At 39.7% G+C, this 23511-nt stretch carries 21 protein-coding genes and 2 tRNA genes; 10 read left to right on the top strand and 13 right to left on the bottom strand.

The annotated features are described in order from the left end of the window. The first annotated feature begins 3 nt into the window (after nt 1–3). From KKH39_01765 to KKH39_01750, 4 genes are read left to right on the top strand one after another with little or no spacing between them, the layout of a single operon-like run. Nucleotides 4–1086, top strand: a complete 1083-nt coding sequence (locus KKH39_01765; GenBank protein ID MBU1202748.1) for a Gfo/Idh/MocA family oxidoreductase — start codon at nt 4–6, stop codon at nt 1084–1086. A 45-nt stretch (nt 1087–1131) separates the two neighbouring features. Next, nucleotides 1132–2283: a phosphopentomutase gene (locus KKH39_01760; GenBank protein MBU1202747.1), complete on the top strand. Its 1152-nt coding sequence runs from the start codon at nt 1132–1134 to the stop codon at nt 2281–2283. Between the two features lie 2 nt (nt 2284–2285). Further along, nucleotides 2286–3455: a DegT/DnrJ/EryC1/StrS family aminotransferase gene (locus KKH39_01755; GenBank protein ID MBU1202746.1), complete on the top strand. Its 1170-nt coding sequence runs from the start codon at nt 2286–2288 to the stop codon at nt 3453–3455. Next, nucleotides 3452–4366, top strand: a complete 915-nt coding sequence (locus KKH39_01750) for a glycosyltransferase (GenBank protein ID MBU1202745.1) — start codon at nt 3452–3454, stop codon at nt 4364–4366. The genes KKH39_01755 and KKH39_01750 overlap by 4 nt, the downstream gene beginning before the upstream one ends. A gap of 174 nt (nt 4367–4540) precedes the next feature. Here the strand turns inward: KKH39_01750 and KKH39_01745 are convergent, their stop codons facing one another. The 3 genes from KKH39_01745 to KKH39_01735 all read right to left on the bottom strand — a co-directional run bounded on the left by KKH39_01745 (nt 4541) and on the right by KKH39_01735 (nt 5793). Then, nucleotides 4541–4690 (bottom strand): hypothetical protein, encoded by a 150-nt coding sequence (locus tag KKH39_01745; protein ID MBU1202744.1) that lies wholly within the window; start codon nt 4688–4690, stop codon nt 4541–4543. Between the two features lie 5 nt (nt 4691–4695). Beyond that, on the bottom strand, nt 4696–4884 hold the full coding sequence (locus KKH39_01740) for a hypothetical protein (GenBank protein MBU1202743.1): 189 nt from the start codon (nt 4882–4884) through the stop codon (nt 4696–4698). Nucleotides 4885–5058: 174 nt separating this feature from the next. Beyond that, on the bottom strand, nt 5059–5793 hold the full coding sequence (locus KKH39_01735) for a hypothetical protein (protein MBU1202742.1): 735 nt from the start codon (nt 5791–5793) through the stop codon (nt 5059–5061). A gap of 197 nt (nt 5794–5990) precedes the next feature. On the opposite strand from KKH39_01735, the gene KKH39_01730 reads away from it, so the two are divergent. Next, nucleotides 5991–7499: a B12-binding domain-containing radical SAM protein gene (locus KKH39_01730; GenBank protein MBU1202741.1), complete on the top strand. Its 1509-nt coding sequence runs from the start codon at nt 5991–5993 to the stop codon at nt 7497–7499. Nucleotides 7500–7599: 100 nt separating this feature from the next. Here KKH39_01730 and KKH39_01725 read toward each other — a convergent pair. The 4 genes from KKH39_01725 to KKH39_01710 form a co-directional block, all read right to left on the bottom strand. Further along, nucleotides 7600–7674: transfer RNA gene (locus KKH39_01725), tRNA-His, on the bottom strand. A gap of 94 nt (nt 7675–7768) precedes the next feature. After that, nucleotides 7769–7843: transfer RNA gene (locus KKH39_01720), tRNA-Arg, on the bottom strand. A 45-nt stretch (nt 7844–7888) separates the two neighbouring features. Next, nucleotides 7889–8170 carry a four helix bundle protein gene (locus tag KKH39_01715; GenBank protein ID MBU1202740.1) on the bottom strand — a complete coding sequence of 94 codons (282 nt, stop codon included), beginning with the start codon at nt 8168–8170 and terminating at the stop codon, nt 7889–7891. A 113-nt stretch (nt 8171–8283) separates the two neighbouring features. Continuing rightward, a complete protein-coding gene (locus KKH39_01710; protein ID MBU1202739.1) occupies nt 8284–10032 on the bottom strand; it encodes an ABC transporter ATP-binding protein/permease in 1749 nt (582 codons plus the stop codon). Between the two features lie 164 nt (nt 10033–10196). Between KKH39_01710 and KKH39_01705 the strand changes: the two genes are divergently transcribed. Genes KKH39_01705 through KKH39_01695 form a run of 3 tightly spaced genes read left to right on the top strand, consistent with a single transcriptional unit; the run spans nt 10197 to nt 11686 of the window. Further along, nucleotides 10197–10589, top strand: a complete 393-nt coding sequence (locus KKH39_01705; protein ID MBU1202738.1) for a hypothetical protein — start codon at nt 10197–10199, stop codon at nt 10587–10589. A 19-nt stretch (nt 10590–10608) separates the two neighbouring features. Further along, nucleotides 10609–11049 (top strand): RpiB/LacA/LacB family sugar-phosphate isomerase, encoded by a 441-nt coding sequence (locus KKH39_01700; protein ID MBU1202737.1) that lies wholly within the window; start codon nt 10609–10611, stop codon nt 11047–11049. Continuing rightward, nucleotides 11042–11686, top strand: a complete 645-nt coding sequence (locus KKH39_01695) for a ribulose-phosphate 3-epimerase (GenBank protein MBU1202736.1) — start codon at nt 11042–11044, stop codon at nt 11684–11686. The genes KKH39_01700 and KKH39_01695 overlap by 8 nt, the downstream gene beginning before the upstream one ends. Nucleotides 11687–11689: 3 nt before the next feature. Here KKH39_01695 and KKH39_01690 read toward each other — a convergent pair whose 3' ends face one another. The 6 genes from KKH39_01690 to KKH39_01665 all read right to left on the bottom strand — a co-directional run bounded on the left by KKH39_01690 (nt 11690) and on the right by KKH39_01665 (nt 20846). Next, nucleotides 11690–12304 carry an MFS transporter gene (locus KKH39_01690; protein MBU1202735.1) on the bottom strand — a complete coding sequence of 205 codons (615 nt, stop codon included), beginning with the start codon at nt 12302–12304 and terminating at the stop codon, nt 11690–11692. 5 nt (nt 12305–12309) lie between these two features. After that, a complete protein-coding gene (locus KKH39_01685; GenBank protein ID MBU1202734.1) occupies nt 12310–13692 on the bottom strand; it encodes a HAMP domain-containing histidine kinase in 1383 nt (460 codons plus the stop codon). Between the two features lie 2 nt (nt 13693–13694). Next, the gene (locus KKH39_01680; protein MBU1202733.1) at nt 13695–17228 is read right to left on the bottom strand and encodes a hypothetical protein; all 3534 of its coding nucleotides are present in this window, start codon (nt 17226–17228) and stop codon (nt 13695–13697) included. Between the two features lie 86 nt (nt 17229–17314). Next, complete coding sequence (locus KKH39_01675) at nt 17315–18115, bottom strand: hypothetical protein (protein ID MBU1202732.1); 801 nt, start codon at nt 18113–18115, stop codon at nt 17315–17317. 4 nt (nt 18116–18119) lie between these two features. Continuing rightward, nucleotides 18120–18977: a 2-oxoacid:ferredoxin oxidoreductase subunit beta gene (locus tag KKH39_01670; protein MBU1202731.1), complete on the bottom strand. Its 858-nt coding sequence runs from the start codon at nt 18975–18977 to the stop codon at nt 18120–18122. Nucleotides 18978–19073: 96 nt separating this feature from the next. Further along, entirely contained in the window at nt 19074–20846 is a 1773-nt protein-coding gene (locus KKH39_01665; GenBank protein ID MBU1202730.1) for a 2-oxoacid:acceptor oxidoreductase subunit alpha, read from the bottom strand. A gap of 1156 nt (nt 20847–22002) precedes the next feature. On the opposite strand from KKH39_01665, the gene KKH39_01660 reads away from it, so the two are divergent. Both KKH39_01660 and KKH39_01655 read left to right on the top strand, forming a co-directional pair. Continuing rightward, nucleotides 22003–22221, top strand: coding sequence for a ferredoxin (locus KKH39_01660; GenBank protein ID MBU1202729.1), 219 nt, complete (start codon nt 22003–22005; stop codon nt 22219–22221). Nucleotides 22222–22224: 3 nt separating this feature from the next. Continuing rightward, nucleotides 22225–23469: an aminotransferase class V-fold PLP-dependent enzyme gene (locus tag KKH39_01655; protein MBU1202728.1), complete on the top strand. Its 1245-nt coding sequence runs from the start codon at nt 22225–22227 to the stop codon at nt 23467–23469. Nucleotides 23470–23511: the final 42 nt, after the last annotated feature.

Raw genomic sequence — 23511 nt, 5'->3', positions numbered from 1 at the left:
ACGATGTCTCTAAAAATCGGCATCGTCGGTGCAGGCGTAATGCTCAAGTACCAAGCTAACGGATTCCGTTCAGCTGGTGCTGAGATAACCTGCGTTGCCGACACGAATCCAGTCGCGGCCCAAAAAGCCGCAACTGAGTGGAAGATACCACGAGTTTTCACTTCACTTGAGGAAATGCTGACTCTAGCATCTTCGGATGTTGACGCTGTCAGCATTCTCACACCTCCAGCACACCACAAAACACTTACTATTCAGGCTCTGAGAGCTGGGAAGCACGTGTTCTGTGAAAAGCCCCCGGCAATGAACGCGTATGAAGCTCAAGAGATGTTCTCGGCTTCTCGCGCATCCGGCAGGCAACTCCTGTTTGACTTCAACAATCGAGCACGGCCAGAATCACTGGAGATCATCCAACGTATCAACAGTGGATTCTTTGGCCGGATCAATTCTGCCCAAGCTGTTTGGGTTCGTAGATCAGGTATTCCGGGATACGGAAACTGGTTCACCAACCAGAAAATAGCCGGTGGCGGAGCGCTAATGGATCTGATGCACATGCTAGACTTAGCCCTATACTTTATGGGCTACCCCAAACCGAAACATGTGCTGGGTCAAACCTTCAACGACTTCATGGATGACCCCTCGCGCAGAGGTCCCTACGGAGTACCAAACGGAGACGGTGTCACGGATGTTGAATCAAGTGCTCACGCCACCATCACCTTCGAAACTGGGCAAGTGCTCACGCTCCACATTTCTTGGGCCGAAATGGTTCGAGAAGAAAAATGCTTTGTGACCCTGCAAGGGCAGAAAGCTGGGGCTATGGTTTCTAGACTGTTCCAAGATAACGCCGGTGATACAATTACCGGCACCTGTGAGGTATACTCACAGGAAGATGGTCAGCCGAATAACCAGAACATCTCTGTCCCCTTCGATAATACGATGGGACGCGTAGCTGCTGCAATCAACTTCGTTAGATCACTACAAGGAGAGGATGAACCACTGACTAGCCCTCTGGAGGCCTGCAGACTGATGAGCATCGTTGATGCCATCTATCTTTCGGCGAAAACTGGGCAACCAGTGGCGCTCGACTGAAAAGTCGGAAAGGAAAGAACGATGTTTCGACGCATAATTATCCTAGTGATGGATAGCGTCGGCATCGGCGCTCAGCCTGACGCAGCAGACTACAAGAGCGTTGGCGCTAACACATTCCATCACGCAGCTGAATCGCTCCCGGACTTCCGAGTTCCCAACTTGGAGAGGCTAGGCTTTGGTAATATCGTCGGCGTCAATAATGTACCGACGGTTGATTATCCCCTGGCTCACTACGGACGCATGACCGAGATAACCTCAGGAAACGACACCTTTGCTGGTGTCTGGGAAATGGCAGGCGTTACCTTCGCAGAACGATTCGCGTCGTTCTACCCTAGGATGTCAGCTGACCTGGTGCGGCAAATGCAACAGGCCATAGGCACCCTAACACTGTGTAATGCCTACGTTTCCGGTTTCAAGGTGTTTGACGAATGCGCTGACCAACATTTCGCAACAGGCCAGCCAATCGTCTACACCTGCGATGACGGTGTAGTCTTGGTGGCGGCTCACGAAAGTGTTGTTCCGCCCGCCAGGCTACATGACGTTGCCTGGAAGATGTCTCGTTTCTTCATCGGGAAAAATGTCACGAGAATCATCGCTCGAGCCTTCATCGGTGAAAAAGGCGACTTTGTCCGCACCGAGAACCGAGCTGATATTGTCGTGCCACTTGATAAGAACCGTGAACACCTCTTCCGCCGAATACGAGAAGTCGGAATGCCTTTCACGGTTACCGAACACCTCGCTTCAGTGATAGGCGATGAGTTCGTCACCGAGACAATTCCCGGTGTCATGGACTCGGCTGGTGTCATGGACGCTGTCCTTAGACACTTAGGAACCGGTGGTGATGGCGCGGCCATGTTCGTTGTGCCGGACTTCGATATGTCCGGCCACGCGCGTAAGCCACGTCAATATGCCCGTGATCTTATGTACTTCGACCAAAGACTTGGCGAAGTTCTGCCGATGATCGGTCGTGACGATCTTCTGCTGATTGTAGCCGACCATGGCTGCGATCCAGTCATAGCGATCCGGGGACATACGCGAGAGTACGTACCTCTTCTGGCACTGAACGGTGGCGATCGACCAGGCTCAAACTTGGGAACCCGAGCGAGCTTCGCCGATCTAGGACAGACCGTCTGTCACCTAATAGGAGCCAATCCTATTCCTCTTGGCGAAAGTTTCGCCGACAACATCAAGGAGTGATTATGTTCGAAGAACCTTCACTGGCAATAAACGGTGGTCAAGCCGTTTATCCAGCAGGTCTCAAACGAGGTCGGGTCTTCGGCGAAGAAGAGCGGCAAGCTGTCTGGGAGGTAATGGGAAGAGGTGTAGTTTCAAGAGCAGGCATGGGCGAAATGGTACAACAGTTTGAACAAGCGTTCGCTGCGTACCACGACTTGCCCTATGCGATTGCAACTACGTCTGGCACCACTGCCCTTCATACGGCTGTCGATGCTTTGCAGATAGGCCATGGAGACGAAGTAATTGTCCCTGACTTGACCTTCGTTTCCACCGCTTCGGTAGTTCTACAAACCGGGGCGAAAGTCGTGTTTTGCGACATTGACCCCCACACCTTCAACCTGTCAGTCCGTGATCTGCGTTCCAAAATAACCAATCGCACCAAGGCGGTGATCGTGGTCCATCTATACGGCATGCCTGCCGATATGGATCAAATCGTGTCCCTGGTGAAAGAACGTGGAATCCGTCTGATAGAAGACTGCGCCCAAGCTCATGGAGCTACTATTAGTGGGCAAATAGTAGGTACCTTCGGAGACATTGCCTGCTATAGTTTCTACCAAACGAAGAACATGAGCTGCGGAGAGGGTGGAATGGTTGTCACTAGAAATGAAGAGTTGGCTCGGCGGTGTAGATCGCTGACCCGACACGGATTGACCAGTGATAACCTGGCCGTATACGACTACGATAAACTCGGCTACAACTACGCAATGACAGAGTTACAGGCGGCTATTGGGCTTGTCCAACTGCGTAAGCTGCCGGACCTCAATCGCTCGCGCTGTTATAACGCTGCGCTCTATCGTGACGGTCTGAACGAACTTCACCTACAGTTCCAAGATGATGCAGATGGTCACGTCAATCACTGCCTGACTGCAGTCCTTATGACCAAACTATCAGCACATCGAGAATGGTTTCTTAAGGCTGTAAGGGCTGAAGGAGCCATGGTCAATTGTCTTTACCCAGTAGCACTTTCTAGAACTGCGGTATTTGCTGGTTCCAACCAGCCTGTAGTTTCACACCGGGTGACAACATCGCTGTTTAACCTATACACCAACCCCGACGTGACCAGTCATTTCGTTGACGTCTGCTGCACTGCTGTCCGCAAGGTCTGTAGTGCTATGATAGGAGGTGAATCATGAAATATATGTCGTACTTAGACGCCGCTGACATGGCGCACCTCTTGGCTCTCAAACAAGAGCGCCAAATAACGATCAGCTTGGCTCTCCCCGTCAAAAATGAGGAGACAACAGTTGTTCGTGTCATCGAGTGTGCTATGTCATGTCAGCCATTGGTCGATGAGATCATCGTGCTCGACAGCGGATCAACCGACAACACCTTGGATATGTGTTCTCAGCTTGGCTTCAAAGCAATTCAAGATGAGCATACTGCCAAGGCCATATCTATCCCCTTAGCAAGAGGAAAAGGCTGGAATCTATGGAGTAGTGTGTACTATACCACTGGCGATGTCGTCGCCTGGATTGACACCGACATAGAGAACATCCACCCCCGTTTCATCTTGGGAATTATCGCTCCCTTCCTGATGGATCCTGAGGTAGTCTTTACCAAGGGATACTACAAGCGACCCAAAGGTGACGCTAGGGTAACCGAGCTTCTAGCTCGACCTTTCCTCAATATGCTATTTCCCGAAACCGCCGATTTCATACAGCCCCTGGCTGGAGAATATGCTGGGACTCGCAAGTTCCTCGAGAAAGCAACCTTCTATTCTGGTTACAGCGTAGAGGTCGCTATACTGCTCCAAGCAGTACTCGAATATGGATCAGAGCGAATCACCCAAGTATTTCTCGACGAGCGAGTTCATCCACTGCAGGATGTCCCTTCACTCGGCAAGATGGCAGGCAACATATTGCACACGCTTCTTCACCTTGCTGAACACTACCAACGACTGACACTCCAGGTAGACGTCCAGCAGGAAGTGAAGGTGTTCAATGCCACCATCGGCGGAGGTCAAGACATCACTTCGGAAATGCTTCACGTCGCAGACACCGCTTTGCCTTGCGTAGTTGGTCTCCCCAACTACCAGGCAAGATAATCTGCATAGACGGAAAAGGCCCAGATCACATTCAGTGATCTGGGCCTGCTTTTTTTATTATTTTATTTCTAATATCTTCTCGCTACTACCCCTAAAAATGATTGTGGCACAATACAGAAAGTTAGAACTCAAATACAACAACAAAAAGAAAATATTTACATTCCTGTATTCTAATTATTTCTTTTTAAACATTTTTTGTAGATGAGGACGCACATTATAACCTAACCCAAATCCAACAAACAGCATTCCAATGGTTGGATTACTATTTAAAAAGATAATCCCTACTACAACCAAGCCAGCTCCTAATGTGTCTTGTATTTTCATATTATTTATTTCTTATTTTCAAAAAATCCTTTACCAATAAATACTCCTGCGCTAATGCCAATAAAAAATAAAAGCAATGGCCCAGGTTGATCTTTAGAAATTAATACTGCAGATATAGCAATAACTGGCGCAATACCGTACATTGCCTTTTTAGGAATAGTTATATTTTCTTGTTTTATTTTTTTCTCTTCCATATTTTTATTTTAATAACATTATCATTATATCAAAAAACCGCTTTTAGAGCGATTTCTTCTATGGGGTCAGTCTCAGAACGATATTATAACTATTCTCTCAGATAAAGAATACATGGCTAATGTTAGAGAGAATATACTAGCTATAAATAATTGCAAAAAATGATGTTTATATTCCTAATTTACTTCAATCTTCTTAGCACCTTGCCAAGAAAGTTCATAAATCTGTTTCATTGCTTCGGCAATAGCCTTGTTTTCAATAACAACTGACATCTCATCGGCGTAATTCATAAAAGCAACTTTATTATTATAAATATTAACTTCAATCATTGGCCAAAACTTATCTTTTGGTACAACAATAGTCTCAGAGAGCTCTGATTTATCATATCCTTTATGTTTAGTGTGCCAAACTGATCCTTCACCAGCAATACGCCTTGCTTGAATGTTGAGTTTTACTCTTTTATCAATATAAGCGTGGTCTTTAGGAAAACGTTCAAAGTAAGCATTGGTATTCCATTCTAAAATAGCATCTGGTTTTTCTCGCAAAGTGTCATCATAAATGTTTTGAATAGCCTCTTTGCCTTCATAAAACACAATTTTTGGTTTTGACTCGCTTTTATTATATACAGCCTCCAATTCTGGTAGGGCTTTTTTTATTTTTTCCCGTAATTGATCAGTCATTGCTAATAGTTTGTCTGGTGCCTCAGCTACAAAACGAGTTTTACCACGTTCAGTGCTTTTACCAATCACACCTCGCTCTATTAAATAGTCTAAAACTGAATAAACTGTAGTTCTCTTTAGACTAGCTTGTTTAGCAATGTCCTGTGCTGAAGCTTTTCCTAAGCCTAAAGCAGCTAAATAGACCTTAGCTTCATTATCAGAAAAACCTAGTTGTTTTAATATACTTTCCATATTTTTAAATTATGTCGAATCTTTCGTCATCATTATAATACATAATTCCCCTTTAGTCAATAGCCCTTTTAATAATAGGCTGAATTTACTCGACAAAACTGTCGAGTATCGTTGACATAATAGGCAAAAATTGTTATAATTTTATGTTTTAGATCACCAGTCCTTTAACAATCAACAATCCCCCCCGAAGGGAGCCCATGATGAATCCGAAAATGTCGGTAAAAATAATCCCCGAGGGTGTTATTTACAACAACGAAGAAGAAAGTCGTTTGACTGTACTTCTTCTAGTGCCATTCTATAGTTTCTTTGAAAAATATGAAACTCGTAGAGCTGGTTGCCCCCTAGGATTAGAGCTCATTGCTGTTGAATTGGTTGCCAAAGGTTTCAATGTAATTTTCATTGATGCCTGCATGGCTGCCTATAACCAATTCACCCCACAAGATGACGGCAGTATCCGCTATGGATTAACTGACCAGCAGCTAAGAAAACTGCTAAGTCAATTCAATCCTGACATTGTCGGCATTACTAGCTTGTTTAGCAACCAAGCAAACAATGTCGCCCGAGTCGCTGCCCTAACCAAAGAGGCCTACCCCAAAGCAATTATCACCGAAGGTGGCTCCAATGCCACTGGTGATATAGAAAGGGTATTAGAGGATCCAAACGTTGACATGGTAATTCGAAAAGAAGGAGTTGTGAGCTTTCCTGAGCTCTGCTACTCCCTGGAATCCAACCAATCATCACGTAACTTCACTCCCGTTCTCGGAGTAAGTTATAAAGATTCGATTGGTAAGCCAGTAGACAATCCTGGTCGTGGATTACTACCCGATCTGGACCTTCTGGCACCGCGCCGTTTGGAAATCCCACTTCACCCAATGTATGACACGCCCGAGCATACAGGTGGGAGTCGCCACCAGAAAGAAGGAAGACTTGCTTACATCATGTCTAGCCAAGGTTGTCCGCTGAAATGTGACTTCTGCCATATTCATATTATGGCGGGAAACATTCGCTACTACAGCCTAGCTAGATTTGAACAAGAAGTCGTGCTTCTAAAAGCAGCTGGTGTCACTGAGCTAGTTGTCGAAGACGACATGTTCTTTGCTGACATGCAGAGAGCAATGGCTATCTGTGACATCCTGAAAAAACACAGCATGAGCTGGTTTGAAGAGGGTGGCCTCTCAATGTTCAAGTTTATGAAGCCGGGACATAACCTGACTTATAAGCAAGTCTTAAACAAGCTTGCCGAGTCTGGTTGCTACCGCTTCTACTTAGCTATTGAGTCGGCAAATCCTCAATCCTTGATAGAAAGTCATAAGCCCCACATCAACACCAGAGTAGAACCAGCTGAAGAAATTGTCCGCTACGCTACCAATTCTGGTATTGAAGTAGTCGGTGGCTTCATGGTTGGCTTTCAAAACGAGTCTCTGCAAGACATGGAAAGGACGGTAGAATACGCCATAAAATTGAAGCAAGTTGGGTTGGCTTATGCGATGATTTTCATCGTTACAGCCATTCCTGGTACCATGGCCTACAACAAATTTCAGTCTTTGTTCCCTGATCTTGATCTCCGAACGAGCCACGAACGAGCGGCATTCCCTGTAGGTGGTTTGACTCCTGAGGAGCTAACCAAGCTTCGATTCCAATGGATGCAAGAAGTCAACGGCGACTGTATGATGGTCGCCAAAGAAACCAAAAACTGGGGGTTGTAAAAGTGAGCCTTCAAGTCTACGGACTTGGAGGCTCTTTCATTTTAGTTCTATTCCCTTCTTTGGTTAAACAAAAACACCGCTAAAATTAGCGATATTTTCATGGGGTGCCCAGAGGGAATTGAACCCTCATTAAAAGCTCCACAAGCTTCTGTGTTAACCATTACACTATGGGCACCACGGAAATAATTGCTTAATAGACTAATTGCCTATTTGTCTAATTGTTTGATTCAATTAAACTATTATTCAATTGAACAATTATACAATTAATCTGGTACCCCGGCCAGGAATCGAACCTGAATCTAAAGCTTAGAAGGCTTCTATTCTATCCGTTGAACTACCGGGGCATAAAATAATAGCTTAATAGACTAATTGGTCAATAGGTTAATTGATTATTTTTTCAAATTTATCCTTGTGCCTTTTATTAAGCCGTTTATCTCTTTAGGAAATTTTATTATCAAAGTCCTTAATCTATCCGCCTCTGTCTTTTTTATAAGACCCCTTTGTATGGCTTTATTTATCCAATCAACTGATTCATAAAAAGAAGCTTTGGCATAATTGAAAAATACTATTTTATCTTTCTTATAATACCTATACCAACCTTTTACTATTTTCCAAACAATATTGGATAATTCAAAGCCAATTTTGTAACTTTGATGTTCGCTATACTTCATAAATCGCTCTTCTTCTTCAAATAATTTACCCTATTAATCTAATATGCAATTAAACTATTATACGATTAATTAGGCACGCCAAAGTATAACAATAATTACTCAATTAGTCAACACTAATCTATGCTAGCTGACTGCTGTTTCCATAAAGCACTATAAAGTCCACCTTGTTTGACTAGCTCTTCATGACTACCCTCTTCTACTACTTTGCCTTTTTCCAAAACATAAATATTTTTGACGTGCGATATAGTAGACAACCTATGAGCGACTAAAACTGTGATAAGACTAGGACGCTCTTTGGCAATATTTTTTATAGTCTTAGTAATTTCCAACTCTGTCAATGAATCAAGACTGGAGGTCGCCTCGTCAAATATCAAAATACTTGGATTACGTAATAGTGCTCTGGCAATAGCTAGCCTTTGTTTTTCTCCACCCGAAAGCTTGATACCTCCCTCGCCTATCTTGGTGTCCAATCCGCTCTCTGCTCTTTGCAAAACACTGCTGGCTGCGGCCATCTGCATCACCCTATAGCAATCATCTTCTGTGGCACCAGGACTGACAAATAAAAGGTTTTCACGAATGGTACCAGAAAAAAGCTGAGTATCCTGAGAAACCAGACCAATTTTTTGTCTAAAACTTTTATTTTCTGTATCCGCTATATCTATTTTTTTATTTATTTTTATTTTACCAAATTGTGGCTGATACAATTTGAGTAGCAGCTTGACGATTGTACTTTTGCCGCTTCCAGACGGTCCGACCAAAGCTACGCTTTGCCCAGCCTTGATGTCCAAACTGATGCTATTGAGAGCGTGTTTGGGACTACCCTGATAGGTAAAGACCACATCCTCAAAAGAGATAGACTCCACATTGTCTACTACTATGGGATTGTCTATCTGCTTTTCCGGTTCCATAGCCAAGACTTTTTCTAAAGCCTCGCTGCTGCTTTTGGCTTGCTGATATTGCTCAGCCAAGTTGCCCAGCTCAGCCAAAGGACTAAATAAAAAGAATGAATAAAACAACAATGTAAAAAATTGTCCCAAACTGATAAGGTGATCAAACATCAAATATAACATAATAAACATGATCAAGGCTCGTAGACCATTGAGCAAAGTACCTTGGATAAAACTCAGCGTCCTGACTAGTTTGACTCTTTTTAGTTCCAAAGAAAGAATATGTTCATTGACATCATTGAGTCTTTTTATCTCTTGGTCTTCTAGACCCAAGCTTTTGACCAGCTCTACATTTCTCAAAGTCTCGGTAGTAGCTCCGGCCAAAGCAGACTGCTCTTTGACTACTTGATTTTGGACCAGCTTGATACGGCGAGATATAAAAAATATAGTAATAGCCAATGTCGGTACAATAAGAGCAATGCTAGCTCCTATTATCCAATGAACAAAAAAAGCATAAATAAGTACAAAAATAATACCTAGTAAATAAACAAAGAGTAAATTGACCAAGCCCGTAATCAATCTTTGTAAATCATCTCTGGCTTTTTGCATTTTTTGTAGTATCTCACCCGAACTTTGATCGGCAAAGACAGAATAAGGCAAATAAAAAGAATGTTCCACGCTCCTAGCATAAAGCTTGGTGCCCAGACGATGGGTAATCACATTGACATAATAGTCCTGAAAATTTTTGGCTATCCTAGACACCAAAGCCACGCCGACAAAGGCCAAAAGTAAAAGACCAGAGCCACGAAAAAATTCCTGCTTGGTCAGCTGGTCTACCTTGGAGGCATAATTATCTATCAATAGTCGAAAAATCTGCGGATCCAACAGAGAAAAAATCTGATTTATAGCGGCCAAAATCAAGACTCCGGTGAGCATTTTTTTGTAATCTTTTATATATCTAAATAATAATTTCATATAAAATATATTTTAGAAACTAATCTTAACATCAATATAATTTTATATCAATTACAAAATATGGTAAAATAAAGCTACCAGTCCAGCTAAGCCCATTAAAAATTAATAGTGAGTTTTTAACGGGTCTAACTGAGCAAAATATTATAATATTAACTTCTAACTAAGTGAAAAACCATAAAAAAACAAAAGCCGAACTAGTGTTCTGGAAGGGACTAACCAACTTTTGGGGTATTATTACTTCCCTTATCTTTTTGCTCACTTTTTTCAAAATTTGGGATATGAGCTATCTGCTGACTGACATCACTATCATCTACCTATCTATCCTCTCTATTTTTACCGGCGTCAAAGAATACAGCCGTTGGAAAAACAAAGATTTCTTTTCCCGCTACAACGGTGAGATATTTATAGTGACCTGGACAATACTGATGCTTATATTTATTGTCATTAGTGCTATTGATAAAAGATATCAGCTATACTCCCAATTTACCGCTACTTATCTTTCTATCCTAGGCGTATTTGCTATATCACTTAAGTCAAAAAGTTTAAAAAATAAATAACCCCTAGGGTTACAAAATTATGACTAAAATCATCTACATCGCGGCCGACCACAATGGCTTTAAAAGTAAAGAATATTTAAAAGAATATTTTGATAAAAAAAATATTACCTATACCGATCTGGGAAACAAAAAATTTCAAGCCTCCGATGATTATCCAGGCTTTGCCAAAGCTGTGGCCAAAAAAATCCAAAAAGATAAAAATGCTACTGGCATTTTGCTCTGTGGCTCTGGACAAGGCATGTGTATGACTGCCAACAAATTCAAAAACATCCGAGCCGCTCTAGGCTGGTCATCTGCTGCGGCTCGTCGAGCTCGCCACGATGATGATGCCAACATTATTTGTCTGCCCGCTTGGAGACTAAACAATGAAAAATCTCTACAAGTAGTCAGAGCCTGGCTCGCTACAGACTTTGGTAATTTAACGCGCTACAAAAGACGAATTAAAAAAATAAATGTCTAAAAAAATCAAAATAATCCCCTCTATATTATCAAAAAATAAAGCTGAATTCACCAAACACTTCAAAAAAATCAGCCCCTATTTTAACTATGTTCAAATTGATATTATGGATGGTCAATTTGTAAAAGAAAAAAACTCTATCACTCCTGATGTAGTCCAATATCTAACTAAAAAACATAATTTAGAAATTCATCTAATGGTAGATGGCGTTAGTAAATATGTCACTCGTTGGGTCAAACTCAAAAATGTCAAAAAAATAATTTGGCACTATGAGGCCAATACTGACCATGACCGAATCCTGGCTATCAATAAATTCCTAAAGGCAAAAAAAATAAAAACAGGGCTAGCTATCAACCCCAATACACCGCTCTATAAAATAAAAGACCTAATAAAATATTTTGATACTATCCAAGTCATGGGTGTCACCCCTGGCAAGCAAGGTCAAAGATTCCAGCCCAAATCATTAAAAAAAATCAAAGCCCTGCGCAGTAAATATCCCAAATTAAATATAGAAGTAGATGGCGCCGTAAATGAGCAAACTTTCCCGGCAATTAAATATGCCGGTGCCAATATAGTTTGCCCCGGATCATACTTTCAAAAGTCTAAAAATATAAAAGAATCCCTCAAAAAAATAGCCTAAAGGCTATTTTTTATATAACTGATTTTTGATAAGTAACAACAAAAAGCTACTGAAAATAGAAATAATAGAAATCAAAACAAACAACGAATTAAAACCAAAACTTTCTATAATAAACCCGCCCAAAGCCGCCGCTCCAGCCATACCAATCCCTGACAAGATGTCGTATAAACTCCACTCAAAACCTTCTTTACCCTTGTCTATATGACGAGTAAAAATAGCACACCAGCCCGGATAAGAAATGGCCGCCGCTATTCCCATCAACACCTGAAGTAAATAAAGCTCCCAAACACTAGTAATAAACAAATAGCCTAAATATAAAATTCCTATTAAAAAAGTGCCCAAAAAAGCACTAAATAAATCATCCTTCTCAGATTTTGACCGATCAATATACATGCCGACTGGTATCTCAAATAAAGATTTACAAATCAAATAAAGGGCGGCGGCAATACCGATTGTTTCTATACCACCACCGGCAATTTTATCAGTCACAAAAATAGCAAAAAAAGGAGCAAAAAGTTGATAAGAAGACCAAAATATAAAATCAGAAGCTATAAGTATTTTGATTATAATATTTATTTTGTAATGACCAATTGATCTGACTATACTTCTAAAATACATAAAATTTATTTTTTATTTTCCTCTTGTTTATGAGTCAATGGATTATATATTGGTATTGTAAAATAAAATTGACTGCCCACATGTTTGATACTATCTACAAATATCTGACCACCTAGTATTTCTACAATTTGCTTGGTAATCCATAAACCCAGACCAGTGCCCACAATACCTTTGGTATCATCACTTTGTATTCTATAAAATTTTTCAAAAAGACTTTGTCTTTCTTGAGCTGTCATACCAATACCGCTATCTTTGACAGTAATAGTGACAAATTTTTTATCACTGGCCTTAGCAGTAAGCTCTATCTCACCCTGCTTGGTATATTTGACCGCATTACCCATTAAGTTTATGACCACCTGCCTAAACCTGTCTTCATCAGCCCAAATACGAGGCAAATCATCAGCTAGATCTTTTTTAAAAATCAGTCCTTTTTCTTTTATTCTAAATTCAAATTCATCAGCCAAGCTATTTAGGATTGCTTTAGTGTCTAATGGTAGCCTTTTGATAATCAACCTGTTTTGTTCAATCCGACTGACATTTAAAAGATCCTCCACCAGGCTACCTAGACGATTGATAGACGCTTCCATGATTTTAAAACCTTTGGTACCCTGTTCATTCAAATTGCCATAGTCACCTTCCAAAGCCATAGACACAAAACCTTTGAGTGTTGTGATAGGAGTTCTAAGCTCATGAGAAGCAATAGAAATAAATTCATCTTTCATCTGATCTACCTCTTTGAGTTTTTTAAAAAGTATCGCGTGCTCAAACAGACGAGTATTCAAAGCCAAGAGCAAAATTACAATCATTATGGTAATAGCTAGGATAATATAAGAATTGGTCAGCGTTCCTTTGACCAAGTCATCAATCAATTTGAGCGACAGACGTAAGCTGAGTATCGCTTCCTTATCACCTGTTTTGGAATGAAGAGGCATAGCCAATTCCCAAAAACGTTCGTCAGCTCTACCGGTCTCAGCCAAACCAGATACTAATGTAGCAATTGCCTCATCCTGATGCCAAGCTATTATATAATTTAGATCATTAGCTGAATTCCCGACTTTTTCCGCTTGCAAACTGGCTATTGTCTTAAAATTTTCTCCCTCTTTGGCCAACACATCAAAAGTAGTCAGCCCTATATTGGATTGAGCTAGTGATTCTACTTTGGCTTGCAATTCATTGGTATCAGCTATGTCTTGATATACAGTAGCATCAAACACCTGTCCAATAAGCAGCGCCTGTCTCTGCAAACTAATATCAATATTTCTCTGAAAAGATTTGACCGACCAAATTGTATTTAAAATAATAGCCAAAGGAATTAAAATAATCAGGATAATAGCATATATCACCTGCTGATATTGTTTTAGAAAAAAAGTGGTTTTTATTTTTGCCATTTTTATGCCTCTAGATCAGGCCTCTTGCCTCTATGAAGAAATAGTATAATACCCAGCGCAAAAAATATTAAGAATGCTGCTCCCAAAATATAATAAACGAGTAAATTGTTGACACTATCAGGCACTTCACTTTCATCAAAATAGCTATCTGCTGTCACAGCCTGAGCTTCTTTGATTAAAAAGGAAATAGGCTGAGATTGTTTGACTATTTTACCAGTGTCATCATTGACTGTCACATATACCCTATGGTGTCCTTCAGCCAATGAATGTTTTATATCATATGACCAGTTACCACTGGCGTCTGTTTTGGTAGTCATAACTAGTGGCAAAGAACTATACAAATAAATGTTTACCCAAGTATTGGGGTCAGCCTGACCATTTAATTCCACTTCTTTCTCTTGAGAATTAACAGAAGCTACTTTGAAACTTTTGTCTATCTTTTTTGATTTTTCTTTGGGTTGTTCCAGATTGATTTTTGACAAAATAATCTTGTCCAAATTAGTCCTTTCTCTGACTAAAGCTCCCGGACCCAAAGGATCGTAACCATTATTTATCTCCATACCATCCGAATAGCCGTCACCATCACTATCACTATTGTTTGGATCAGTTCCATAATATCCTTCTAAATCATCAACCAACCCATCTCCATCACTATCTGCTATCATAACTGCTTGATTGATAACGGTCAGTTTATTGGTGTCTTCTAGCACGGTTTCCTTAGTTGATGGTGCAACCAAAACTTTATAACTATCTTCTTTTTTAATTGGCAACAAATCTTCCAAGCTAATTCCTTTATTTTCTAGCTCATTACTGACTTCCAAAATTTCTAAATTTTTACCAATCAAAGGTGCAATAGCTTCATTTATCATAATACTTCTTTTTTGAGCTACTACCAAACGATTGAGATAGCTATTTCTCAAAATATCAGTACAAAGGCCAGTATCTACCAACTGACAATCAACCTGACTGCCGTATTTTTCCAAAAGATAATCTTTGCATTGTTCTTTGTCTATTATACTTTGATCCTGACATTCCTTGTCCACTTCTATCCTATTTAGATAATCCTCACAAGCCACTTCTTCATAAATATCCTGATTAATACATCTGTTATCCAAAGAATCCATCACTGCTCTAAAGCGCAGACAAGTATTTTCATCAATAATACCCGCTTCTAAACAACTAGTATACAGACCAATGGCCACATCTGATCCACCACCGGATCTAATCTGTTGTGGTTGTTTATTTTCTTCTACTTGATCTTCTAATTCTTCTTGATCTGTTGGAGCATAACCAGCTAAATAACTATTTATTATTTCAAAAGTAAGCTCATTACTCTTGATAATAGTACTATCATTTAAAGCCAACTCTACATAAGCTTTATAAGTACCATCTTGAGACAAAATTGAATTGCCAGATGTATCTCTGAAAGTATCAAAAAGATAAGGTGTCTCTGGATTGTCTCCCAAAAATATTCCCCTGACAGCGGCATTATCCCAGTTTGATCTGGATAGTGCCCCACTAAGTACTTCTCTATCCTGACTATCTTTTATCCAAAAACTTAAAATTTGATCATAATCAATAGGATTAATACTAGTAGCCACATAAAATAATAGACGTTGATTTTGAGCTTCAACTATAGGTATGGGTCCAAAAATTTTTACTATTACTTCCTCTTCTTCTACTTCTTCTGTCGATTGATTTTCCGAATTAAAATATGAAATTAGTTTGGTCTGACTATTTATAATAGTATCACCATTATAACTAAGACTTATTTCATAATTGCCATTTTCCAAATCATCCTGCAAATCACCGGCTACAACTTTGTAAAAACAGTATGTACTACCCAAATTTTGAATTTCCTGCCTAATAGTATTATTTATTACACTTTGATCACAGTTAATTAGCTGAGCCGGAGAAATGATTTCTTCTTCGGTAGCTGTATTATGAAAAACAAATGATAAGTCTCCTAAAATATTACCACTACCTATCAATACACTCTGTGGTTCCAAATTGGTAGATATGCCGTGTAAATATAAATTTGTTTCCGCTGGGATTGGTGCCTGTTCTTCTATCCTATCTAAAACAATAGAAAGATCACTAGCGATTGTCTCGCCTTGATAAAGAGCTTCCACATGTAAAACATAATTTTCTCCGTCTGGTAAATAATCATCCAAAATAACTTCTCTTACCCAATTAAGACCATCTGTTTTTGGTACAGTTGTTTCTCCGATAGTAATGGAAGGATTTTGGCTATCATAGATTTCATATTTTACCGCTTCTGTCTCAAAATTTGTCTGAACATTTAATGTAAAAGAATTTTGGCTAATGACCTGCCCGTCTTGAGGTGCATTAAACAAAAATACTGGATCTTTTTCCTCAGGCTCATTAATATTGTTTATGATTATTGTTGTAGTAGCCAATTCAATAGGATCAATCACAGTTTGATCTTCTAAATAATACATAAAGCTCAGGGTATAATCACCATTTGGATAAACCGGCTCACCATTAAGCTGGGCTGTAGTATCTATTGTTTTTTTCAAGTGCCCATCTGCAGCCAATTCTAATAGTATTCTAGCATTGTTGTTTATAATCACAGCCACACGCTCCGATGGTAGCTGGAGTTGATAGCTTGGCACTACATCAATTTGTAAGTCGCCTGACACAGTGGAATTATTTCGAGGAGACAAAACATTAATTTGCAAATTTAATATATCTTCTTGATCTACCAATGATGGTTCAATTATATTAAAAATTATACTGGCTACAGTTATATATTGCCTAGTACTAATTGCTTGGACTTCCAACGCTAAATAATAAGTGCCAGCAAGCAAAGGAGACAAATCCAATACACCTGTACCTGTATAGGAAGCCGCCGTATAATTGGCACTGGCTGTAGCAATGACCTTATTAGCTTCCTCAAAGCTTCTAACTGTAAACCTGGCAACATCCATATCAAAATCTTCATAAACCATCTCATTACCCGTCAACTGAACATCTATATCTAGATTGATATTATTTGGATAATATTTACCCTCCATTGGAGAGATAAAAGCAACCTGAAAAATATCTGTTGAATTTACACCCTCAAGCGAAGCCGCAAGCTCACCAACAATATTTACTACCTGTGGTATTGATACTTCGTTTTCTACAAAAATTCCCTTGTCAAAAATAGGCACTACAGCTTGCAGATAATAAGTGCCCGGTACAAACTGACTGACATCAAGTATAGCCTGAGCTTTCCAGGTGCCGTCGCTTTGTTTGTCTGCTTCAAAATTTAATCTCTGATTAGTAGCTAAGTCGTACCAAACAAAATAAGCGCCAACCAAGTCCTGGTATTTATCAGAACTCAATTGAGCTTGGATATAAAAAGCCTCGCCAGCTTCCAGAGACTGACCAATAGATGGATTGACAAATACTGCCTGCAAATCTTGACTGTTATCATTGGCTCTGACGGCCACAAAAACCAAAGCTTGCAAAACTACCAAAATACTAAAAAAAAGTAGAGCTAAATGATTTTGTATTTTCTCAAGTGTCATTTGTTTTTATAAGTAATTTAACTTTTATTATTATAACATAAATAACCCGCCGCGGCCAAAGGCCGCGGCGGGTTAAAAAACATCTATTACTGACAAGGGCAAATTGCAAAACGACTGGCTCCGGGCGCTTGATTACACAAAACTACTGTGTCTTGAGTCCAACAATCAGCCCAGTCGTCACTAGTATAAGGTGGATAGCCGCTAGTTGCCTCGGAGCAACTAGAACTACAACCACTTGACAAATTCTTGGCCAAAGCACAATAAGCGCTACCTCCCGAGTCAACATCTGGTCCATAACTTACGCCTGACACACACCTTAGGCCCACATCAGCACAAGCTGTATTACAATTTTGATTTAAGGCATCGTCCAAGATCCAACAGTGTCCGCCGGCATAGGCGCTACAATTTATATCAATAGTGGAAGTATTGGCAATAGCGGTTGAGCCACCATTGGTGCAAGCTCCCACTACCAATTTATTATCACTGGTTTTTTTTACATAATAGCCAGTATCGGTATTTGCGGTCTTGTCAGGATCTATTGGTAACTGTGGCAAATAATCATTATAAAAATCCTGATCCGCAATACGCAAACACGGTAAGCTGCTGCCGTCACAGCTCAAATTGCCCCCGCCTTGGACAGTACACAATACTTTTTTGCCGGTAGTGATTACCCCCAAAACTGGCAAAGCCCCGCCATTATTTTTTGTGTAGTCTGATATAGCGGCTGACAAAACCATAACCGCCTCTTGCCTTTTTTTATCTTTGGCGACATTTATCCTAGCAGTTGGATCAATCCAGACAAAAACTGATGCACCTATTATCAAAATAACTGCTACTGTAATTATCAGTTGTATCATACTAATTCCTTGGGAAGAGATTTTTTTCATACAACTAAGCAAAAGATTTTACCAAACTACTAATATTTCTAACTCCCATTGGGCGCTTGACCAAAGCTTTGCCATTTAACTGAGGCAAAAAATTGTCATAGCTGGGACGACTTGATTTGTAAAACAAACCATAAGGAATTTTGTCTCCCCAGATCAATGATTCTTTGAAAGCCATTTCAATATTAGCTGGATTATATTCTTTGTTTTCATCCAGATTGTAAAGCCTATCAAAATAAAATTTAAATGTGTTGATTTTATTGAAAGTCACACAAGGCTGATAAACATCCACCAAAGAAAATCCTGGATGATTGATAGCTTGCTTCAAAAGTTCTTTAAGATGATCAGCATTGCCGGCAAAACCACGAGACACAAATGTACCGCCAGCTGACAAAGCCAAGCTTATTGGATTGGCTGAGACCTCTATCAATCCTTCCGGAGTGGATTTTGTCTTAGTGCCTTTGTCAGTTGTTGGAGCAGCTTGGCCTGTTGTCAGACTATAGAGCTTGTTGTCATGAGTAATATAAGTAATATTGGCATTACCCCTGACAGCATGAATAAAATGACCCATACCCTCGCCATAACCATCACCGTCTCCGGCCATGACAATTACTGTCAAATCTTTGTTGGCCAATTTAGCACCAACTGCCGTAGGCAGCGCCCGGCCGTGTAAAGAATGCCAGCCATAAGCTTTCAAAAAATTTACCCCATTACCACTACAGCCTATACCAGCCACCAAAAGCACATTTTCCGGCTTTAGACCCAATTCTATTAAAGCATTTTTAAGAGCAATAATAATGCCAAAATTTCCACAACCAGGGCACCAAGTATTTTTGTAGCTTGTATCCCAATCTTTTTGTTTCATATGTTTTTGTCATTCCGGACTCGATCCGGAATCTAAATTACTTTTTCAAATTAAACTATATAATTACCGCGTACGCAAAAATGGTAAATAAAAATATTAAAATTTCTTTAAAGCACTAATTATTTCCTCTCTGAAAAAAGGTCGGCCGTCATATTTGAGTAGTCTATTTTTTATTTTTATACCAGTCTCTTGAGCAATCAAATTTCCTAATTGACCATTACTATTATTTTCAATAAGTAAAATATCTTTTGACCTGCCCAAAATATGCTTGCTGAATTTATCAGCCAAAGGCCATAGATATTGATACTGCATTATTTTTATTTTGGATTTTATCTTGTCCGGCAATGATACATAAGAATCAAGCACCACACCCTTGGTAGAACCCCAAATAACCACTGTCTTTTTGGCCTTAGGATTGCCGTAGACCAAAGGCTGTGGCATAATACTTTGAAAGGTATCTAGTTTTCTCTGGCGCTTATTGACTTGCTCAATACGATTATCAGCCTCTTCCCAAGAAAAACCATACGGATTGTGCTCATCGCTGTTGGCAATATAAAGACCACCTTTCATACCCGGCAAAGCACGTGGCGAAATACCGTCTTTGGTCACCATATAGCGCAAATATTTTTTTATTTTATTTAGTTGAGCTTGAGTCAACAATTTTCCTCTGTCTACTTTGACATTTTTTGTATCAAAGGCAGGCACAGTGGTATTTCCTTCGGCAATAAATTTGTCTGACAAAATAATTACTGGCAACTGATAAATATCAGCTAGATTGAGAGCCTGATGAGCCAAATCATAAGCCTCCTGAGCATCACCTGGTGCCAAAATAATCCTAGGAAAATCCCCTTGAGCAGCGTGGAGCATAAATTGCAAATCACCTTGCTCTGTCCAAGTAGGCAGCCCAGTAGCTGGCCCTGATCTCTGGACATCTATCATCACTAGCGGCGTTTCGGTCAAAGAAACCAAGCCCAGTGTCTCGGTCATTAAAGAAAATCCCCCGCCTGAAGTGCCGACCATTGCTCTAGCTCCGACATGTGATGCTCCCAGTGCCATATTGGCTACGGCTATTTCATCTTCAGCGTGCTTGACTACAATACCAGTTTTTTCCGCTACTTCGGCTAGATAATGAAGAATTGAAGAAGACGGAGTCATAGGATAGGCCACATAAAAATTGAGCCCCCCAGCTAGTGCTCCCAAAGCTAAAGACTCATTGGCTGAGATTAAAATATTGTTTTTACTTTCCAGTTTTGGTAAATGACAGATCAAATCTCCTTTAAAATTTTTGGCCGCAAAATCATAGCCGTCTTTTAAAGCCTTGAGATTACCATCAATTATTTTTTTGCCCTTGTTGGCAAAATTTTGTCTGACTACAGCATTGGCAATAGTAAGATTTTGTCCTATCAAATAAAGACTTGCTCCGATAGAAACCACATTCCTCATCAAATCACTGCCCGCTGACTTGGCCATACTGGTCAGTGGCATGGGCAAGCCGTGAATATTATTTTTTTGCAACTTAGCAGGAGATATTTTTACTTTTTCCTGATCATATATCAAAATCCCGCCGTGATATAAATCAGCAAAATTCTTGCTGATTGTATTTTGGTTTAGGGCTACCAAAATATCTGCCTGTTTGGTCACACTGTTGACTGGTCTAGTATCAGCCATTAACTGAAAAACATTGTGTCCACCACGAATAAGTGAAGGATACTCTGTATAATCAAATAATTCATAACCTGCCCTCATCATAACTTTGCCCAGCATCATACCGGCTGACTTGATGCCAAATCCAGCCTCACCACAAATTTTCCAACTAAGCTTATTTTTTGTTTTCACCCTAGTAATAATTTTCTTTTGTTTTTTTAACATAATATAACCTTATAGAATAATTTTACTTTTTATTTTGATACACCCCATTTTTTAGTATTAAAAAACTTTACTTTTATTATAACATTTTTTAGCTTAAAATAAAAAACCAGCCGAAAGAGTCCGGCTGGGTAAAATACACTCACTACAAAAAAGTATATTTTTTATTTCTCTCAGGGAGAATCTTTATTATTTAATGAGTCTTCTTTTGTTATATTTTGATCTGATTGTTTATCATCAGTCACCATTAGATCATCAGGTGGCGCCTGCATTATCTCATGCTCAGGTTCTTGCATTGGCAAATTCTTATTATTGCCCGAAGAACCAAATAAGTTTTTCCAAAATGACATAACTCAATTTTTACTTTTTATTTTTGTTTTTCTATCTCTGAACAAAAGCCAGAGATTCTTATACTACTTGGCTAGCAGTACAAGGTAAGCGGTGCCCATGAAAACACGAGCAATACATAATAGGTTTGATGCATTTTTTTGTTTTTATTTTTGTTTTATCTCGAGCCCTGAGTAAACTCCAAGAGTCGAGAGATATTTTTTGAGCTAACTTTTGTTTGATAGAGATCAAACACTAAATGAATAGGTCAAATAGACAAGCCCTAAGAGAAATAGACAAAGAGTTGCCCAGTTCTCATGACTCTCGACTGTAGGATTGCATCGCCACGGCGAGAGCCTAAAAGATTTTATCTTTTTCATAAAAATGATTATTAATAATTAAACAGCTTTGCCTACGACCACAAGTAGAACAAATGCGCCTACTGCGCAAAGAACAAATACTGCCCAATAGTCACTTGAACGCAATTCTTTGTCGCCTGGTTTTATAACCAGTTTGAATGATTCGACATTATTGTTAAGCATAACCATCCTTTCCCACCACTTTACTAATTAAAAATTAAATTTTGTGGAAGCTTTTTTAAAAATGTAAGTTTGGGGACTTATTGGAGCTTTATAACCTTTATCTTTAGCTATAAAACAAAAAAATTGGCTGACCGCCTTTGCGGATCAACGCCAATTTCAACTTACATGTCTTAAGGATAGCACAAAAAAACGCTTTTGTCAACTTTCAATACCAATTTATTTACTTTTTTATCTATATCTTGTATGTTATAATAAGTATCTAAAATATAATAAATTAATCACTTATATATATGAAAATAGAAGTAGACAGAGAAGCTTGTACTAGCGTGGCCACTTGCATTGATGTGGCTCCTGGTACCTTTGAGCTTGATGACGAGGGCATTGCCATTGTCAAAAACCCAAAAGGAGATGACGAAAAGACTATTATGCAGGCTGCCCAAAGCTGCCCGGTAAATGCCATTATTATCTATGATGATGATGGTAATCAGCTTTATCCTCCTAAGAAATAGTCTATGAAAAGAAATGTATATTTAGACTACGCCTCAACCACTCCGGTTGACCCGCGAGTTTTTTCGGCTATGGAACCGTATTTTACCAAAAATTTTGGTAACCCCTCTAGTCTCTACAAATTGGGCCTCAAAAATAAATTGGCCATCAATGAAGCCCGCTACAATATCAGCAAAATCATAAATTGTCAGGCTGATGAAATAATTTTTACTGGCGGCGGTACAGAAAGTATCAATTTGGCACTCAAAGGTGTGCTGACCAATATTGAAAAAGGTCATATTATCACTTCCGCTATTGAGCACCACGCCGTACTCCACTCTGCTGAAAAGCTCAATCGCTCATTTGGGCATGAAGTGTCTATTTTGCCAGTTGATGAATTTGGTCTAGTCAGACTAGACGACGTCAAAAAAGCCATCAAAGACAATACAGTCATAATATCTATCATGATGGCCAACAACGAAGTCGGCACTATTGAGCCCATTCAAGAAATCGGGGCGTTAATTAGCAAAATTAACAAAGAAAGAGTAGCTAAAGACCTACCGCAAATATATTTTCACTCTGATGCCTGTCAGGCAACAGGAGCAATAGATATCGATGTCCAAAAAATGCATTTGGATCTTCTGACTATAAACGCCAGCAAAATATACGGTCCCAAAGGAGTCGGGGCATTGTATATCAGAAATGGTACCAAACTAAAAGCCCTGGTTGATGGTGGTGGACAAGAAAAAAACCTAAGAAGTGGCACTGAAAATGTCCCCGGTATTGTTGGTTTTGCTAAAGCCGTCGTGCTAGCTCATCAGGAAAAGAAAAAAGAAAATGCCCGTCTGACAAAACTACGAGATTGGTTGATCAAAGAAATACTGACCAAAATACCAAAAACTAGATTGAATGGACATCCCAGCAAAAGACTGCCAAACAACATCAATATTTCTATTATGGATATAGAAGGCGAAGCTATGCTCCTCTATCTTGATGAAGTCGGTATACAAGCTTCAACTGGCTCAGCTTGTACTTCTACTACCTTGGATCCCAGCCATGTCATTACCGCGCTAGGCTGTCCCTATGAAGCCGCCCACGGTTCTATGCGTTTTACTCTAGGTAAATATACCAAGCTAGAAGACCTCAAATATTTGATGAGTCAGTTGCCAAAAATAGTAGACCATTTACGCCACGCCTCTCCGGTAATAATTGATATGAAAGAAGTAGCCAACTCTGTAAAAAATGCTGTCCGAGAAATCAAGGAATTATAAAAAGCCCGTCATTGGGAGAAAAAATAATAAATTTAACTAAAT

This window comes from Patescibacteria group bacterium, assembly GCA_018819405.1.
Taxonomy (GTDB): domain Bacteria; phylum Patescibacteriota; class Patescibacteriia; order UBA1558; family GWA2-36-10; genus XYD1-37-29.
The sequence above is the reverse complement of the archived record's forward strand: the minus strand, read 5'-3'. Positions and strand labels throughout refer to the sequence as shown.